This is a genomic window from Variovorax paradoxus, assembly GCF_030815855.1.
Taxonomy (GTDB): domain Bacteria; phylum Pseudomonadota; class Gammaproteobacteria; order Burkholderiales; family Burkholderiaceae_C; genus Variovorax; species Variovorax paradoxus_M.
The window spans coordinates 2,675,019-2,690,514 of sequence record NZ_JAUSXG010000001.1 but is presented as its reverse complement, the minus strand read 5'-3'; the positions used below and the strand labels follow the sequence as shown (position 1 = coordinate 2,690,514).

Here is a 15,496-nt window from a genome sequence, read left to right as displayed (position 1 = left end):
CCGGACGATATCAAGGCGTCGGAGCGGCGCAACCGGATTGCGGCCATCCTGGAGCGCGTCGGCCTGCCGGCCGATGCGGGCGGCGCTTCCCCAACGAATTCTCGGGCGGGCAGCGCCAGCGCATCGGCATTGCGCGCGTATTGGTGCTGCGGCGTTCGCTGGGGGTGCTCGACCATTTCGCACGACCTCTCGGTGGTGCACTACATCGCCGACGAAAAAGCCTGCGCCAGATCGGCGGTCAGGTCGTGCGGGTCTTCGAGTCCGATGTGAAGCCGCACGACGGCCGCGTCGCCAGTCCATTGCCGGTGTTCGCGCAGACGCTCTGGTTGGGCGACCAGTGCCAGGCTTTCGTAGCCGCCCCAGGATGCGCCGATGCCGAAGAGCGTGAGCGCATCGACGAAGGCGTTGGCGGCAGCCGGCGTGGCATGGCGGAACTCGAAGGACACGAGCCCGCTCGCACCGCTGAAATCGCGTTTCCACAGCGCGTGGCCGGGGTCGGTGGGCAGCGCCGGGTAGAAGACGCGGGACACGTGCGGTTGCTGCTGCAGAAACTCGGCCACGGCGGTGGCGTTGCGCTGGTGCTGCGCGAGCCGCACGGGCAGAGTGCGCAGGCCGCGCAGCGCAAGGTAGGCATCGTCGGCCCCGATGGTCAGGCCCAGTGCCTCGTAGGCGGCCGAGATTTTTTCTGCAAGAGCCGGGCTATCGACCACCACCACGCCCTGCATCAGGTCGGAATGGCCCGAGATGTACTTGGTCGCGGCCTGGATGGAAATGTTGGCGCCAAGCGCCAGCGGCTGGTAGAACCAGCCGCCGCTCCAGGTGTTGTCGGTGGCTACGGTCAGGCCGCGGTCGCGCGCAACGGCGGCCAACGCCGGTAGGTCCAGCACTTCGTAGAGCAGCGAACTCGGCGATTCGAGGTACAGCAGCCGCGTGTTCGGGCGGATGCGGCTTGCCAGATCGTCGTGCGTGGGCGAGAAATATTCGATCTCGACGCCCAGGCGCTTGAGCAGCGTGCTGTCGACCCGGCGCACCGGCGCATACACGCCGTCGGCCACCAGCGCATGGTCGCCGGGCGAGAGCAGCGCGAGCAGCACCAGCGTGATCGCCGACAGCCCAGAGGGCGTAAGGAACGCGCGGTGCCCGCCTTCGAGGCCGGCCACCGCGTCTTCGAGCGCGCGGTGAGTGTCGAGCCCGTGGCGACCATAGGCCGCCACGCGTTCGCCCGCCGTGCGGCGGTGGTGGTATTCGGCGTGCGTGGCCGTGTTTTCGAAGCGCACGGTGCTGGTTCGCACCACGGGCACGTTGACCGGGCCGGTGCCGTCACGCAAGGCGGGCGCGCCCGCATGCAAGAGTTGGGTGGCGGGACGCAGGTTCGCCGCCGCCGAGGCCTTGGCCGTCATGCCGCCGCCTTGCTCGGCTTCAGCTGCGTGGCGTTGTAGTTCACGACCGCACCGGTCTCCAGATGCACGCCGATGCGCTGCGAAAGCGTTTCGAGCGGTCGGCCGTACAGGTGGAAATGCAGCGTGGGCCTGTCGCCGATCACGTGAATGCTGTGCAGGTCGTCGGCCAGGAAGCCGATGGACGTGCCGGGCTGCACCGTCACCTCGCGGTCGAGCTCGAGCCGCGCGACGGCGGGGTCGCTGCCGTCGTCGATGCGGCGGTAGACGCGGTTTTCTTCCTGGCCCTCGACCGCCACGATGGTGGCCCAGGTCGTGTGGTTGTGCGGAATCGAAGTCTTGCCCGGGTTGATGGAGTTCAGATAGAGCGCCACGCCGTCGTCGCCGTCTTCGGGGTTCAGGCGGTAGCGCGTGGAGGCACCCACGCCCTCGGTGACGGCGGGCGGCGGAAAGTCGGCGCGAGGGAACAGCTCGGTGTGGCTCGCCAGTGCTTCGAGACGGGCCGTGATGCGTGCGAGAACGGCGCGGTCGAAGGGCTGCGCGTTCGCGATGCCGCGGATCTCGGCGAGGGCCTCGCTGACGACGATTCGGCGCCGGGCGGCCAGAGCGGATGTGTGGTGGTTGGTGGTCATGGGTGGGGCAGGAGCGGTGGGGTTTCAGAGTGCGAAGCGCAGACGATCGAAGGGTAGCGCTTCGGGAATCGGGGCGGGTCGCGCCGGCGGCGTGCGCGGGCCTTCGCCCAGTGCACGGTGCAGGAAGGCTCGGGTGCGCTCGCTCTCGGGCTGTTCGAAGATGCGCGTGGGCGGGCCGTGCTCGACGATCACCCCGGCTTCGGTGAAGTACACCGTGTCGCTGATCTCTTCGGCAAAGCGCATTTCGTGCGTGACGAGCACGCAGGTCAGGCCATCGCGCACCAGGTCGCGGATCACGGTGAGCACCTCGCCGACCGTTTCGGGGTCGAGGGCGGAGGTCACCTCGTCGAACAGCATCAGCTCCGGGCGCATGGCGAGCGCGCGCGCGATCGCCACGCGCTGCTGCTGGCCGCCCGACAGCTCGCCGGGGTAGGCGGCTTCCTTGTGGGACAAGCGAACCTTGTCGAGCAGGGCGCGCGCGTCGCGCTCGGCCGTGGCGCGGTCGCGCCCGGCCACGCGGGTGGGCGCAATCACCAGGTTCTGCAGCACCGTGAGATGCGGGAACAGGTTGTATTGCTGGAACACGAAGCCCACGCGCTTGCGCAGGGCGATCAGCTCGGCCTCGGTGCGCAGTGCGTCCACGCGCGTGTCGCCGACGCGGATCTCGCCATGCTGCGGCCGCAGCAGGCCCGTGATGCAGCGCAGGATGGTCGACTTGCCCGAGCCCGACGGGCCGATGATCGACACCGCGTGGCCGCGCTCCACGTCCAGGTCGATGCCGCGCAGCACCGCATTCGCGCCGAAGGAAAGCTGCACGCCGCGCAGCGCGACCAGGGGGGAGGAAGAGGGGTCAGTGGCGGGCATGGCGGCGTTCCAGCGCGCGGGTGGCGCGGGCAATCGGATAGCAGTAGGCGAAGAACACGCCGAGCAGCGTGAAGTAGACGAGCACGGTGAAGTCGGTGCGCGCCACGGTGTTGCTGGCAATCTGCGCGGTGTCCACCACGTCGTGCGCCCCCACCAGGGACGCGAGCGCAGTGCTCATGGTGATGCTGGCGTACAGGTTCATCCACGGCGGCAGCATGCGGCGCAGGCACTGCGGCAGAACGATCAGCCGGAAGATCTCGCCGCGGCGGAAAGCCAGCGACTGCGCGGCCTCCCACTGGGCACTCGGAATCGACTGGATGGCACCCCGGAAGATCTCGGCCACCACCGCGCTGGTGGGCAGCGCCAGGCCCGCCACCACCTTGATCCAGTCGGGAAACGGCACGGTCCACGCGGCCAGGCGCAGCTCGAACGGAAACACGTAGGTGGTGAAGTAGATGAGCACCAGCACCGGTGCATTGCGGAAGAGCTGCACGTACCAGCGCGTGACCACGCGCAGCGCGCGTAACGGCGAGAGCGACAGCGCCCCCACCACCAGGCCGGCGAGGGTGCCGAGCGCCATGGCCAGCACGCTGATCTCGATGTTCGTGAGCAGACCCCGCAGCAGCGCGGGTGTCCATTGCCAGAGAAAGACCAGCGCCACGGGCGTGGTGCCCGTGGCGATCCAGATACCGACCACGGCGAGCGTGGCGGCCAGCGCCGCGAGCCACGGGTGCCGGCGCGGGTCGAAACGTGACGCAGACGCAGACGCAGACGCAGGCATGGGCGCGGCGCGCACGTCGATGGCGCTCACTGCGGCTTCATTGGCCATAGCCAGGCATCCTCAGGCGGCCTTCGAGCCAGCGGCCGGCCAGGCTGACGAGCCAGGTCAGCAGACCGAAGTACAGCAGGATCAGAAGCAGCAGTTCGAGCACGTTGTCGCGCTGCGTCCAGATCATGATCGATTCGTAGGTCACGTCGCCCACCGCGATGGCCGAGGCCACGGCCGTCATCTTCACGAGGTCGACCAGGTTGTTGACCAGAGAGGGGAGGGCGAAGCGCACGGCCAGCGGCAGCTCCACCCGCCACAGCAACTGGCGCTGCGAAAAACCCAGCGAACGCGCCGCTTCGAGCGTGACCTGCGGCACCGCCTCGATGCCCGCGCGCAGCGCCTCGGCATGGAAGGCGCCCTTGTGGATCGCGACCACGATCACCACCCACACGAAAGGCGTGAGCGGGTTGCCGCCCACGCCTTCGAGCTGGCGCGTGATCAGCATGTTGAGCACCAGGAAGGCACAGTACAGCTGCACCAGCGTGGGCGTGTTGCGCGTGACCTCGACGAAGGCGCGCGCGGGTAGCGCGAGCCAGCCGCGGCCCGAGGTGAGCGCCGCGGCCATTGCCACGCCGGCCGCGAGGCTGCACGGAATGGTCAGCAGGCAGAGCTCGAAGGTGACGACCAGCCCGCGCAGAAAGGCCTGCCGTTCGCCCAGGTCGAGCAGGAACGCGTAGTTGAGACCCAGCGGCTTGATCGCTGCCACGGCCTGCGCGAGCAGGCTGCCGCCTGTCATCCGGCCGCCTTCAACGCGGCGACGGCGCGGCCGATGCGCTGAACCGCATCGGCCAGCACGGCATCGCTGGCCGCGATGGACAGGCGGATGTAAGGCGACAGGCCATACGACGCTCCATCGACCACAGCCACACCCTCGGCTTCGAGCAGCCAGTCGGCCAGGTCGATGTCGGTGGCAATCGGCCGGCCGTCGGGCCGCAGGCGCCCGATCAGCGCGGCGCAGTTCGCGTAGACGAAGAAGGCGCCTTGCGGCGGCAGCACGGCGATGCCGGGCACCGCGGCCAGCGCCTTGGCGACGAGCGCAGCCCGGCGCGCATAAGCGGCGCGTGCTTCGCCCACGAAGCGCTGGTCGTGCGATTGCAGCGCGGCGGCCGCGGCCGCCTGGCCGATGGCGTTGGCACCTGACGTGGCCTGCGACTGAATGACCACCATCGCTCGCACCAGCGGCTCGGGCCCGGCGCCCCAGCCGATGCGCCAGCCCGTCATCGCGTAAGTCTTGGAAACGCCGTTGACCAGCAGCGTTCGCTCGCGCAGGTCGGGCGCGGCGTGCAGCAGGTGGGCGGGCGGCGCATCGCCGAACCAGATGTGCTCGTACACCTCGTCCCAGAGCACCAGCACGCGAGGGTGCCGGCGCAGCACGGCGGCCAGCGCCTCGAGTTCGTGCCGGCTGTAGACCGCGCCAGTCGGGTTGCCCGGCGAATTCAGGATCAGCCAGCGCGTGCGCGGCGTGAGCGCCTGCTCGAGCGCCTGCGCAGCGAGCTTGAAGCCGCTGGCTTCGTCGCACGGCACGATGACCGGTGTGCCGTCGTTCACGCGCACGATGTCCGGAAACGAAGGCCAGTAGGGGGCGGGCACGATCACCTCGTCACCCGCATCGAGCGTCGCCGCGAACGCCTCGAACACGATCTGCTTGGCCCCGTTGCCCACCACGATCTGTGCTTGCGTGTAGTCGAAGTCGTTCTCGCGGCGGTACTTGTCGACGATGGCCTGCCGCAATGCGGCAGTGCCGGGCGTGGCGGTGTATTTCGTCTCGCCGCGCGCCAGCGCGTCGATGGCCGCCTGCTTGATGTGCGCCGGCGTGTCGAAATCGGGCTCACCCGACGTCAGGGCGAGCACGTCGCGGCCTTGCGCAGCCAAGGCGGCGGCGCGTGCGCTGGCGGCGGCATTGGCCGAGAGCTTGACGCGTGACGCGCGTTGCGAGAGCGCCAGTGCGGGAGGCGCCGAGCTGGAGGTGCTCACAGCGGCGCCTTTGCAAACTTCGCCTTGAGCTCGTGCAGCAACGGAGTGGGGGTCATGCCGTTCTTCTTCTCGACCTCGATGAGCCAGCCGGTGCGATGCCAGTTCTGCACGATGCGGTCGATGGCCGCCTGCGTGTCGGCCTCGCCCTTGCGCAGCCAGATCACGGAAGGCGAGGGAATCAGGTCCGAAGGCGAGACGATGGCGTAGTCCTTCCAGTCGGCATTGCCGGCCGCCAGCTCGCGCAGGGTCGGGCTCACGTGCACGGCCGCCACGCAGTTGCCGCCCTTGAGCGCCAGCAGCGATTCGGGTTGGCCCCGAAAGGCCTTGATCTGCGCACCGTATTGCTCGGCAAGCGGCTTGGTGAAATTGCTGCCCTGCGACACGCAGACCGGCTTGCCGCGCAGGTCTTCCCATCGCGCGAGCCCGCTGTCCTTGCGTGCGATGGCCGCGCCGCCCACTTCCTCGAAGGGGGTGGGCACGAAAGACAGAATTTCGCTGCGCTCCTGCGTCCACTGCATGTTGGCGATGAGGATGTCGACCTTGCCCTGCTGCAGGAACTGCACGCGGTTCGATGGCTGCACCTGAACCGTTTCGAGGAGCACGCCCAAGCCCGTGGCGACGCCCTCGGCCAGCTCGACGTTGTAGCCCACCGGCTTTTGCGTCGCGGGGTCGATGGTGCCGAAAGGCGGGCCGGAGAGGATGACGCCGACGGTCAGCTTGCCGCGTTGCTTGATCTTGTCGAGCGTGGCGTCCGCATGTGCGGCGCCGGCGCTCGCCGCCAGGAGGAAGGCAGGCAGCAAAGAAACGAGAAGGCGTGGTGTCATGGCATCGAAATCGGGGAAAAACGAAAGTGCGGGGAGCCGTCTTGCAAGGCTCCCCTGAAAAGAAGTGCAGCGTGCAACGGCGCTGCCGCGGCCGCTCAGGGCGCGGCGCGCAGCCTGGCCTGCAGTTCGGGCAGCAGCGGCTGCGGCGGTTCGATGTGGTTGCGCTTCTCGGTCTCGATCAGCCAGCCGCTGCGATGCCACTGCTTCACCACCTTGTCGACGGCGGCGACGGTGTCGGCCTCGCCCTTGCGGGTCCAGACCACGGAGGGTGCGGGCAGGATCTCGTCGGTGATGGGCGCCGCATAGCCGGCCCATTCGGCGCTGCTGCGCAGCAGCGGCTGGATCAGCGTGGCGTCATGCACCGCCGCGACGCAGTTGCCGCCGCGCAGCGCGAGCAGCGATTCGGCGGAGGTCTTGAAGCCGCGCACCTGTGCGCCGTATTGTTCCTGCAGCGGCTTCACGTAGCTGCTGCCTTGCGAGGCACAGACGATCTTGCCGCGCAGGTCTTCCCACTTGGCGATGCCGCTGGTCTTGAGCACGGCCGCGGTGCCGCCCACGCGGTAGAAGGGCGTGGGGACATGGCTCAGGATCTCGCCGCGGTCGGCGTTGTATTCCATCGAGGCGATCAGCAGGTCGACCTTGCCCGACTGCAGGAACTGCACGCGGTTCGACGGCTGCACCTGCACCAGTTCGACCTCGGCGCCGAGCTGCTTCGCGAGGTCACGCGCCAGGTCGGGATTCCAGCCGATCAGTTGCTGCGTGGCGGGGTCGATGGAGCCGAAAGGGCCGCCACTCACCATGACGCCGATGGCGACCTTGCCGCGCTGCTTGATGCGGTCGAGCGTGGCGTCGGCGTGGGCCACGCCCGCCCACAGGCTGACGACCGTGGCAAGCGCGGCCGCGGTGCGGGAAGAGAAGAATGAAAGGCGCGAGCGAAAAATCATCGAATGAAAGGATCAAAAAAGGCGAAGCAAGGCAGACAGCGATCTTGCGAGGCCGCGACTGCCGCTGCAACGAACACCTTCAACTATCGATATGCGGATTTCCGCGCAAACTTTCGTGCGTACCGGTCGGCACGCGGAAGCTGGCCAGTTCATCGGGCGCGCACTGGGCGACAAGGCCCAGTTCCCAGTCGAGATAGCGGCGAGCGGCATCGAGGTTGCCGTCGTGGCGGTCGTGCACGAAGAGCAGGTAGTCGATGGCGTCGGCGTCGGGCGGCGATGTGGGTGTGGCCAGCTGGGGCCAGCCCGCGGCCTCGAGCGCTTCGGCCTTGGCCCACGAGAGCTGCTGCCAGCCGGCTTCGCTCAAGTCTTGGGCGGCCAGGCGCGCGAGGGTTTCGTCGGGTGCGATCAGCAGCACCGGGTGTTGCGGGTTGCCGCCGGTCGCGACGCGGGCATCGGCGACCACGCGCGGCCGGATCGACCAGATCGCACCGCGTGCATGGCGCGCCCTGTAGATCGGCGAGGGTCGCAGATCGAGCACGGCGGGCAGGCGGTCGTCGAGGCGGCCGTTGTGTCCGCGCAATGCGGACAGTGCGTCCGCGTCCAGGGCTGCCACCGTCGGCGGAAGCCTGGCGGGTGCGCGCATCGGTACGCGCAGGTCACTGGCGAGGCCGTCCTCGACCAGGGCCGCATCGAGACCGAGCCGCCGCAGCCACAGCGCCACGACGGGGGCGCGCACGCCATCGTCGTCGAGCACCAGGACGCGCGCGTGGCGCACCCCGATCTGCAGGTCGGTGGCTTGAAGCAATTGGCCTCCCGGTGCATGCCGTGCGCCTTGCAGGCCACCGGCGGCAAATTCTTCCGCGGTGCGAACGTCGAATACGAAAGTGGTGCGGGTGCCGTCGTCGAGCCAGTCCTGCGCCTGGGCGGCGGTGAGCACGGGCACGCCCGTGCGTTGCGCCGCCGATCCGGCGTCGTCGCGTGCGGCCTGGCGCTGCGCTGCATCGGGTGCAGGTGGAAGTGTCCTGGCGCTTCCGCGCTCGAGTTCGAAGCCTGCGAGTGCCCAGCCCTGGGTTCCGTTCTCCAGCGCGAACACGGGATTCGGTACGCCGAGGTCGCGCAGGATCTGCGCGCCGACGATGCTGCGCGTGCGCCCAGCGCAGTGCACCACGATAGGCGTCGCCGGATCCGACACCAGCGCGCGCCAGCGCAGCGCCAGCTCGCCATTGGGTACGGGAACGGCACCGGGAAGCGTCATCTTGCGGTGTTCTTCGAGCGTGCGGCCGTCGAGAAGAAGCAGCGGTTCGCCCGCGCGCTGCCAGGCGGCCAGCGTGCGTGCGTCGATGTGCGGCACTTCAAAGGCGTGTTCGGCGACTTCGCCGAAGGTCTTGGAGGGCAGGTTCACGCCCTTGAACAGCGTGTGCCCGGCGCGAGACCAGGCCGGTGCACCGCCTGCGAGCACCGACACGTCGTCGTAGCCGAGCGCCGCAAGGCGGCCCGCCGCCCTGTGCGCCAAGGCCGAGTCCGCATCGCCGTCGTCGAACAGCACGGTGCGGGTGGCACGCCGCGGCACGAGGCGCGCCACCTCGGTTTCGAGGCGGCTGTAGCTGGCATGGACTGCGAAGAAGGGATGGCCTTCGCCGTACTGGCCATGCTCGCGAATGTCGAGCAGCGCCAGTTCGCGCCCGTCCTGCAGCCATTGGTGCAAGGTGGCCGCGGAAATGGCGGATGCCGACGCTGATGCGGAAACAACCGCCGGGGCGGAAGCAGGGGTGGAAATTGCGGCGGTGGTGGACATGAGTGCGCTGAAGAAAAGGTCGGCGGCACCATAGCCTCTCGACGCACGCGCTGCTACGAAGACTTCCGCATAAGCAAACGCGGCGGCGAGAGATCGTGCTCGCGCCGACGGCCTGAGCGGCATCGGAATCGCGCTCCGGCAAACGCGCTAATCGCATAACCAAGCGCGAAAACCGGATTTCCTTAGTCCCGCGGCGCAGGCAAGACTCGAAGGCTCTTCGACAACCTGGTCTGTTCCGGATGCCCGGCCCTTTTCACCCTTCACACCCTTTGCGACCCCTACGCCTTGGCTTCTTCAGCCGCCTGCTGGACGAGGTCTCCGCCGCCGAGCGCTATCGTCTTGTCGCCGCGCAGATCGCCCATGCCGAGGCCTGCGGTTTCGACTCCGCCTGGGTGGCGCAGCACCACTTCCACGAACACGAGGGCGGGCTGCCGTCGCCATTCGTGTTCCTGGCGTATGTGGCTTCGCGCACGAAGCGCATCCGCCTGGGTACGGGCATCGTCACGCTGCCGCTGGAGAACGCCGTGCGCGTGGCCGAGGACGCGATCGTGCTGGACCTGCTCTCCGGCGGCCGGCTCGAGGTAGGCGTGGGCACGGGCGGAACACCCGAATCTTTTGCGGCTTTCGGGCTGGACGGCAACGACCGCTCTGCCATCTTCGCGAGGCAGCTTGCCGCAGTGCGCGCGGCATGGGCCGGGCAGCCGCTGGTGGGCGGCGACACGCTGTACCCCGCGGCGTCGCAGTTGCTGGACCGCATCTGGCAAGCCACGTTCTCGGTCAGCGGCGGCAGGCGCGCGGGCGAGGCCGGCGATGGCCTGATGCTGTCGCGCACGCAGCCGCGCCCCGAACACGCGCCCGATGCTTCGCTTGCCGACATCCAGAACCCGATCGTCGACGCCTACCTGGCCGCGCTGCCGCCCGACCGTGCACCGCGCATCGTCGGCTCGCGCAGCGTTTTCGTGGCGGAGACCCGCAAGGAGGCCCTGCGTCTTGCAGACATCGGGCTGCGCCGCTCGGCGGCCCGCTTCGCTGCTTCAGGACAGGTCGGCCTGGCAGACCGTGCCGGCCCGGATGCGTCGCTCGAACAGCTGATTGCCGCCTACGACGTGCACGTCGGCTCGCCGGACGACGTGATCGCCGCGCTGCGCGCGGACAGCACGCTCGCGCGCGTGACTGACCTGGTCTGCCAGGTGCACTCCGTCGATCCGCCGCACGAGGCGATCCTGCGCTCCGTCGAACTGACGGCCTCCGTCGTCGCGCCGGCCCTGGGCTGGACGCGCGGGGAGGGCGTCTCCGACCTTCAATCCCTTGCACTTCTCTAAGCTGGATTCCACTGTATGAACGCTACCGTTTCTTCATCCGCATCCGCTGTGCCCGACGTCATCGACCGGCTCGCCGGCATCGCGCCGGGCAGCCACCTCGACCGGGTTCGTGCCCAGCGCGAGCAGGCGCGCACGCATGCGCAGCAGAGCTATCTTTCGCTGTTCGCGCCCGTGCCGCCCCTCATCGGGAATTTCGAAATCGTGGATCGGTTCGCCATCGCGGCCTTCGTCGCAGGTCTGCACGGGCAGGCCGAAGCGGCGCGCTTCTATGCCGACGGCTTGGCCGGGCAGGGTGCGGAGGCTGCAGTGCTGGAGGCTATCGCCGGCGAAACGAAGCGCGGCGCCGCAGCAGGACCGTACGGCCGCTATCCGGCGGGCCCGCTGAGTGCCGAAGACGCCGCGGGCCCGTCGTATGCGGTCGGCGATGCACAGCGGCAGGTGCTCGGCGAGCGGTTGTCGAGCGCACTCGCGCATGCGCACCTGCTCGTCTTCCACCCCCGCGATGCGAGCGCGGCGGCGCTGCAGTCGCTGCTCGATGCCGGGTGGTCCAGCACCGAAATCGTGACGCTGTCGCAACTCGTGGCCTTTCTTGCATTCCAGATCCGCGTCGTCACCGGCCTCGGGGCATTGGCGCAACGTCCCGTCACCCTTGTCGATTGACCCGAGAAACACATGGCCGCCGAATCGACTCTTAGTCACCCCGACAACACCCACCCGATCGCCTTCACGCAGGCGCAGCTCGAATGGCTGCCCTGGCTCGAGCCGCTGCCCGAGGCCGAGCTGACCGAGCGGCATTTCGCAGGACTGGTGGACGCGTCGCGCGCCAAGTCGCCGTACTTTCGCCTGCTGGCGCGCGACCCCGACATCCTGGGTGCCCGCACACGCACAGACAAGGACATCTTCTACAACCCCGAAGCAGGGCTGCCGCGTGCCGAGCGTGAACTCTCGGCGGCTGCGGCCTCGCGCTACAACGGCTGCATCTATTGCGCGTCGGTGCATGCGCGTTTCGCCTCGCATTTCTCGCAGCGCACGGACGACGTACAGCGCCTGCTGGACGAAGGCGTGCAGGCCGACCTGGGCGAACGCTGGAACACGATCGTCGCGGCCTCGGTTGCGCTGTCGTCCACACCGTCCGCGTTCGGCGCCGAGCACGTCGAGCAACTGCGCGCGCTGGGGCTGGACGACCTCGCGATTGCCGATGTCATCCACGGCGCGGCCTTCTTCAACTGGGCCAACCGGCTCATGCTGTCGCTGGGGGAGCCGCAGCAAAGCGTGGCCGCATAGGCATGCATGCCGTTTCGCATTCCGTCGAATGCGAAAAACGAATATGGAAGCTCTGATCCGTTGTTTGGGGTTGGAGGCAGCGCGGCTAACCTGCGGCACCCAAGCTTTCTCGCATGGAAGAAAGCGGGCCAACACAACCTGTTTATCGAGGGAATCCAAAATCATGCTGCTTTCAACCCGACGCGCGTTTTCTCTGATGGCGCTCGCCATTGCCGGCCTGGCCGCCGCCGCACAGGCGCAAGAGGTGCTGCGCGTGGCCGCTTCGCCGGTGCCGCATGCGGAGATCCTGGAATTCATCCGGCCGCAGCTGAAGGCACAGGGCGTCGATCTGCAGGTCAAGGTGTTCAATGACTACGTGCAGCCGAACCTGGCGGTGAGCGAGAAGCAGCTGGACGCCAACTTCTTCCAGAACCGTCCGTACCTGGAGTCCTTCAACAAGGACCGCAAGACCGACATCGTGGAAGTGCCGGGGAGCGACGTGCACATCGAGCCCTTCGGCGCGTATTCGCAGAAGATCAAGAAGGCTTCCGAGCTGCGCGAGGGCGCCATCGTCGCGATCCCGAGCGATCCGTCGAACTCGGGCCGGGCGCTGTCGCTGCTGGCACGCGAAGGGCTCATCAAGCTCAAGGACCCGAGCAACATCAAGTCCACCGCGCGCGACATCGTCGCCAATCCGAAGAAGCTGGTGATCCGCGAACTCGAATCCGCGCAGCTGCCGCGTGCGCTGCCGGACGTGGACCAGGCGTTGATCAACACCAACTACGCGCTGGAGGCCAAGCTCGACCCGGGCAAGGATGCGCTCTTCATCGAAGACGGCCGCAAGTCGCCGTACGCCAACTTCATCGCCTCGCGCAAGGACAACGCGGCTTCGCCCGCCGTCGCCAAGCTGGTGGCGGCGCTGCATACGGCGGAGGTCCGCAAGTTCATCCAGGACAAGTACAGGGGTGCGGTGATCCCGGCCTTCTGAGCGATAAAGACTTCGCGGGCTTCATCGATCCCGGCCGACCGGCGCATGCCGCGCCATCAGCTCGGCGACCCAATCGATGAACACGCGCAGCTTGGCGCTGACATGCCGGTTCGGCGGAAACGCCACGTACAGCGGTATCGGGTCGAGCTGCCAGCCCTCGAACAGCGGCACCAGCTCGCCGCGCGCCACGTGCGCCTTGGCCATGTAGTCCGGCAGCCAGAGTACGCCCACGCCCGCGAGGCCAGCCGCGAGGTAGGCATTGCCATCGTCGACCGACAGCACATAGCGGCCCTGCACCTCGATGCGTTCGCCATCGCGGTGCATCGCGTACGGAAAGGTCTTGCCGTTGCGTGACCACAAAAAGCCCACGATGCGGTGATGCGAGTCTTCGAGCTCGAGCGGGTGCGAGGGCACGCCGGCGCGTGCCAGGTAGCTCGGCGCCGCATGAACCCCGAGCTGCAGGTCGCCCACGCGGCGTGCCATCAGCGACCGGTCGGTGAGCTCGCCGCCGCGCACGACGCAGTCCACGTTCTCGCCCATCAGGTCGACCACGCGATCGCTCACGCCCATGTCGAGCTGGATGTCGGGATAGCGGGCGTGGAAGGCCGGCAAGGCCGGCACCAGGATCGTGCGCGCCAGCGGGCTGGGCACGTCCACCCGCAGGCGGCCGCGGGGCAGCGCCGCGGCGCTGGACAGGCTGGTCTCCGCATCGTCCATGTCGGCCAGCAGGCGCACCACGCGCTCGTAGTAGGCCGCGCCGTCGGCAGTGACGTTGACCTTGCGCGTGGTGCGGTTGAGCAGCTTGACCCGCAGCCGTGCCTCCAGCTGCTGCACCAGCTGCGTCACGCTGGTCTTGCTCATGTGAAGCGTTTCGGCCGCCTTGGTGAAGCTGCCTGCTTCCACCACGCGGGCGAATGCCTGCATCGCATCGAAACGGTCCATGCCTGCTGCTCCTGCTGATTCGAAGATTGTTTGGATTCCGCAAACAGTGATTGTTGGCTTGGCCCGTTTATCCGGCAGGCACGAATGCCTAAAGTCCCTTCATCGTGATGACCGGGTCGGCGACGACCCATTCAGGAAAGAAGAGAAAGCAATCCATGGCTCAACGTGACGTCGTTTTTCCGCCCGGGCGCCAGGCGCTCTACGATAAGAATCGCTATTCGCCGGCCATCCGCTCCAATGGCTTCCTGTTCGTTTCAGGACAGGTCGGCAGCCGGGAGGATGGCTCGCCCGAGCCCGAGCTGGAGGCGCAGGTCCGGCGCGCGTTCGGCAACCTGAACGCCGTCCTGGCGGCGGCGGGCTGCACCTTCGAGGACGTGGTCGACGTCACCGTCTTCATCGTCGACCCGGAGTCGAATTTCGAAAGAATCTGGAAGCTGGTGCCGGAGTATTGGGGGAGCGCGCCGCACCCGACGCTGACCGGCATCGGCGTGACGTGGCTCTACGGTTTCCAGTTCGAGATCAAGGTGATCGCGAAGCTGCCGGAGACCAGCGAGCGCTGATCCGGCCGGCGGAGTCAGGAGCCGATGACCTGGTGGTCGCCGCTCGCGCCGAGCAGCTGGCGCACCTGCTGCGCCAGCGAGCCGAATATCCGTCCTGCCAGGCTGGGCTCGTCCCGCCCGAAGACGATGCGGTCGCAGCCGAAGTCGCGCGCTGCCGCCACGATGGTCTCCGCACTGCGCCCGATGGCCACCGTGGTGGTGCAGGAGATGCCGGCCACGGCGAGCAGGTTCTGTGCGAACTGCAGTTCCTCGGCGCCCGTGCTTTGCTGCAGCTCGCGCAGCTCTTGCGCGTCGAAGAACATCGCGACGTGGCCCGAGACCGCGGGCTGCACCCGCAGCAGCCGGACCGCTGCCGGTTCCCGCTGGCAGATGCGCACGACCTGATCGACGGCCGAGCGCGTGCGGGCCGGCTCGGTCGGGTCGATCGGAACCAGAATGCGCCGTCTCACGCCGGCACCTTCAGGCGTTGGCGGGTTCCGGCTGCTGACGGCTGGTCAGCCACTTGCCGATCGCCACGACGGAGATGGCGCCGATGGCGGGAATCACCTTGTGCAGCACATGCTGGTCGGCGGCCCAGCCGGCGATGGCCGGATCGGACATCGCCATTTCACCGGCCACCCAGCCCAGCAGGGCGGCGCCGAGCGTGATGATGATCGGGAAGCGGTCCATCAGCTTGAGGATCAGGGTGCTGCCGAAGATGATCAGGGGAATGCTGATCACCAGGCCGAACACCAGCAGCGGAACGTTGCCCTTGGCCGCGGCTGCGACGCCGACGACGTTGTCCAGGCTCATGACCAGGTCGGCGACGACGATGGTCTTGATGGCCGCAGCCAGGCTGGAGTGGCCGTCGAGGTTTTCCTCGCCGTCATCGCCCTTGAGCAGGCCGATGCCGATCCAGAACAGCAGCGCGGCGCCGACCAGCTTGAGGTACGGCAGCGTGAGCAGGTAGACGGCAAAGAACGTCAGGACCACGCGCAGCACGATCGCGCCCATGCTGCCGAACAGAATGGCCTTTTTCTGCTGCGCGGGCGGCAGCGAGCGGGAAGCCATTGCGATGACAACGGCGTTGTCGCCGCTCAGGACGATGTTGATCAGGATGATCTGCGACAGGGCAATCCAGAAATCCGGACTGGTCAAAAACGACATGGGGGTGTCTCCTCGA

General features: G+C 68.0%; 17 protein-coding genes and 1 pseudogene. 6 read left to right on the top strand and 12 right to left on the bottom strand.

The window, feature by feature from the left end; genetic code table 11:
• Positions 1 to 21: 21 nt before the first annotated feature.
• Positions 22 to 173 (top strand): annotated as a pseudogene (locus QFZ42_RS12615) (ATP-binding cassette domain-containing protein); the annotation flags it as partial.
• Between the two features lie 27 nt (positions 174 to 200).
• Here the strand turns inward: QFZ42_RS12615 and metC are convergent.
• From metC to QFZ42_RS12570, 9 genes are all read right to left on the bottom strand, one after another.
• Positions 201 to 1,400, bottom strand: a complete 1,200-nt coding sequence (gene metC / locus QFZ42_RS12610; RefSeq protein WP_307701279.1) for a cystathionine beta-lyase — start codon at positions 1,398 to 1,400, stop codon at positions 201 to 203.
• Positions 1,397 to 2,029: a cysteine dioxygenase family protein gene (locus tag QFZ42_RS12605; protein ID WP_307701278.1), complete on the bottom strand. Its 633-nt coding sequence runs from the start codon at positions 2,027 to 2,029 to the stop codon at positions 1,397 to 1,399. The genes metC and QFZ42_RS12605 overlap by 4 nt, the downstream gene beginning before the upstream one ends.
• 24 nt (positions 2,030 to 2,053) lie before the next feature.
• Positions 2,054 to 2,893: an amino acid ABC transporter ATP-binding protein gene (locus tag QFZ42_RS12600; protein ID WP_307701277.1), complete on the bottom strand. Its 840-nt coding sequence runs from the start codon at positions 2,891 to 2,893 to the stop codon at positions 2,054 to 2,056.
• Positions 2,880 to 3,722: an amino acid ABC transporter permease gene (locus QFZ42_RS12595; protein ID WP_307701276.1), complete on the bottom strand. Its 843-nt coding sequence runs from the start codon at positions 3,720 to 3,722 to the stop codon at positions 2,880 to 2,882. The genes QFZ42_RS12600 and QFZ42_RS12595 overlap by 14 nt, the downstream gene beginning before the upstream one ends.
• Entirely contained in the window at positions 3,712 to 4,458 is a 747-nt protein-coding gene (locus QFZ42_RS12590; protein WP_307701275.1) for an amino acid ABC transporter permease, read from the bottom strand. Before QFZ42_RS12590 ends, QFZ42_RS12595 begins: the two co-directional genes overlap by 11 nt.
• Positions 4,455 to 5,696 carry an aminotransferase class I/II-fold pyridoxal phosphate-dependent enzyme gene (locus tag QFZ42_RS12585; protein ID WP_307701274.1) on the bottom strand — a complete coding sequence of 414 codons (1,242 nt, stop codon included), beginning with the start codon at positions 5,694 to 5,696 and terminating at the stop codon, positions 4,455 to 4,457. Before QFZ42_RS12585 ends, QFZ42_RS12590 begins: the two co-directional genes overlap by 4 nt.
• Positions 5,693 to 6,520, bottom strand: a complete 828-nt coding sequence (locus QFZ42_RS12580) for a transporter substrate-binding domain-containing protein (protein WP_307701273.1) — start codon at positions 6,518 to 6,520, stop codon at positions 5,693 to 5,695. Before QFZ42_RS12580 ends, QFZ42_RS12585 begins: the two co-directional genes overlap by 4 nt.
• 95 nt (positions 6,521 to 6,615) lie before the next feature.
• Positions 6,616 to 7,464, bottom strand: coding sequence for a transporter substrate-binding domain-containing protein (locus QFZ42_RS12575; RefSeq protein ID WP_307701272.1), 849 nt, complete (start codon positions 7,462 to 7,464; stop codon positions 6,616 to 6,618).
• Positions 7,465 to 7,543: 79 nt separating this feature from the next.
• Positions 7,544 to 9,259, bottom strand: coding sequence for a rhodanese-like domain-containing protein (locus QFZ42_RS12570; protein ID WP_307701271.1), 1,716 nt, complete (start codon positions 9,257 to 9,259; stop codon positions 7,544 to 7,546).
• A 239-nt stretch (positions 9,260 to 9,498) separates the two neighbouring features.
• Here QFZ42_RS12570 and QFZ42_RS12565 point away from each other — a divergent pair, with 239 nt between their 5' ends.
• The 4 genes from QFZ42_RS12565 to QFZ42_RS12550 all read left to right on the top strand — a co-directional run bounded on the left by QFZ42_RS12565 (position 9,499) and on the right by QFZ42_RS12550 (position 12,832).
• Positions 9,499 to 10,581, top strand: coding sequence for a putative FMN-dependent luciferase-like monooxygenase (locus tag QFZ42_RS12565; protein ID WP_307701270.1), 1,083 nt, complete (start codon positions 9,499 to 9,501; stop codon positions 10,579 to 10,581).
• Between the two features lie 15 nt (positions 10,582 to 10,596).
• Entirely contained in the window at positions 10,597 to 11,241 is a 645-nt protein-coding gene (locus QFZ42_RS12560; RefSeq protein ID WP_307701269.1) for a CMD domain protein, read from the top strand.
• 12 nt (positions 11,242 to 11,253) lie between these two features.
• The gene (locus tag QFZ42_RS12555) at positions 11,254 to 11,865 is read left to right on the top strand and encodes an alkylhydroperoxidase domain protein (protein ID WP_307701268.1); all 612 of its coding nucleotides are present in this window, start codon (positions 11,254 to 11,256) and stop codon (positions 11,863 to 11,865) included.
• 163 nt (positions 11,866 to 12,028) lie between these two features.
• A complete protein-coding gene (locus QFZ42_RS12550; RefSeq protein WP_307701267.1) occupies positions 12,029 to 12,832 on the top strand; it encodes a MetQ/NlpA family ABC transporter substrate-binding protein in 804 nt (267 codons plus the stop codon).
• A gap of 21 nt (positions 12,833 to 12,853) precedes the next feature.
• Here the strand turns inward: QFZ42_RS12550 and QFZ42_RS12545 are convergent, their stop codons facing one another.
• A complete protein-coding gene (locus QFZ42_RS12545) occupies positions 12,854 to 13,774 on the bottom strand; it encodes a LysR family transcriptional regulator (RefSeq protein WP_307701266.1) in 921 nt (306 codons plus the stop codon).
• Between the two features lie 155 nt (positions 13,775 to 13,929).
• Here QFZ42_RS12545 and QFZ42_RS12540 point away from each other — a divergent pair, with 155 nt between their 5' ends.
• A complete protein-coding gene (locus QFZ42_RS12540) occupies positions 13,930 to 14,334 on the top strand; it encodes a RidA family protein (RefSeq protein ID WP_307701265.1) in 405 nt (134 codons plus the stop codon).
• 14 nt (positions 14,335 to 14,348) lie between these two features.
• On the opposite strand, the gene QFZ42_RS12535 is transcribed toward QFZ42_RS12540, so the two are convergent.
• A complete protein-coding gene (locus tag QFZ42_RS12535) occupies positions 14,349 to 14,783 on the bottom strand; it encodes a universal stress protein (RefSeq protein WP_307701264.1) in 435 nt (144 codons plus the stop codon).
• A gap of 10 nt (positions 14,784 to 14,793) precedes the next feature.
• The gene (locus QFZ42_RS12530) at positions 14,794 to 15,480 is read right to left on the bottom strand and encodes a TerC family protein (protein ID WP_307701263.1); all 687 of its coding nucleotides are present in this window, start codon (positions 15,478 to 15,480) and stop codon (positions 14,794 to 14,796) included.
• Between the last annotated feature and the right edge of the window lie 16 nt (positions 15,481 to 15,496).

What these genes read in the sequence shown, in the direction of transcription:
- metC (WP_307701279.1), bottom strand. Translation starts at nt 1,400, where the DNA reads ATGACGGCCAAGGCCTCGGCGGCGGCGAACCTGCGTCCCGCCACCCAA.
- QFZ42_RS12605 (WP_307701278.1), bottom strand. Translation starts at nt 2,029, where the DNA reads ATGACCACCAACCACCACACATCCGCTCTGGCCGCCCGGCGCCGAATC.
- QFZ42_RS12600 (WP_307701277.1), bottom strand. Translation starts at nt 2,893, where the DNA reads ATGCCCGCCACTGACCCCTCTTCCTCCCCCCTGGTCGCGCTGCGCGGC.
- QFZ42_RS12595 (WP_307701276.1), bottom strand. Translation starts at nt 3,722, where the DNA reads ATGGCCAATGAAGCCGCAGTGAGCGCCATCGACGTGCGCGCCGCGCCC.
- QFZ42_RS12590 (WP_307701275.1), bottom strand. Translation starts at nt 4,458, where the DNA reads ATGACAGGCGGCAGCCTGCTCGCGCAGGCCGTGGCAGCGATCAAGCCG.
- QFZ42_RS12580 (WP_307701273.1), bottom strand. Translation starts at nt 6,520, where the DNA reads ATGACACCACGCCTTCTCGTTTCTTTGCTGCCTGCCTTCCTCCTGGCG.
- QFZ42_RS12575 (WP_307701272.1), bottom strand. Translation starts at nt 7,464, where the DNA reads ATGATTTTTCGCTCGCGCCTTTCATTCTTCTCTTCCCGCACCGCGGCC.
- QFZ42_RS12570 (WP_307701271.1), bottom strand. Translation starts at nt 9,259, where the DNA reads ATGTCCACCACCGCCGCAATTTCCACCCCTGCTTCCGCCCCGGCGGTT.
- QFZ42_RS12565 (WP_307701270.1), top strand. Translation starts at nt 9,499, where the DNA reads ATGCCCGGCCCTTTTCACCCTTCACACCCTTTGCGACCCCTACGCCTT.
- QFZ42_RS12560 (WP_307701269.1), top strand. Translation starts at nt 10,597, where the DNA reads ATGAACGCTACCGTTTCTTCATCCGCATCCGCTGTGCCCGACGTCATC.
- QFZ42_RS12555 (WP_307701268.1), top strand. Translation starts at nt 11,254, where the DNA reads ATGGCCGCCGAATCGACTCTTAGTCACCCCGACAACACCCACCCGATC.
- QFZ42_RS12550 (WP_307701267.1), top strand. Translation starts at nt 12,029, where the DNA reads ATGCTGCTTTCAACCCGACGCGCGTTTTCTCTGATGGCGCTCGCCATT.
- QFZ42_RS12545 (WP_307701266.1), bottom strand. Translation starts at nt 13,774, where the DNA reads ATGGACCGTTTCGATGCGATGCAGGCATTCGCCCGCGTGGTGGAAGCA.
- QFZ42_RS12540 (WP_307701265.1), top strand. Translation starts at nt 13,930, where the DNA reads ATGGCTCAACGTGACGTCGTTTTTCCGCCCGGGCGCCAGGCGCTCTAC.
- QFZ42_RS12530 (WP_307701263.1), bottom strand. Translation starts at nt 15,480, where the DNA reads ATGTCGTTTTTGACCAGTCCGGATTTCTGGATTGCCCTGTCGCAGATC.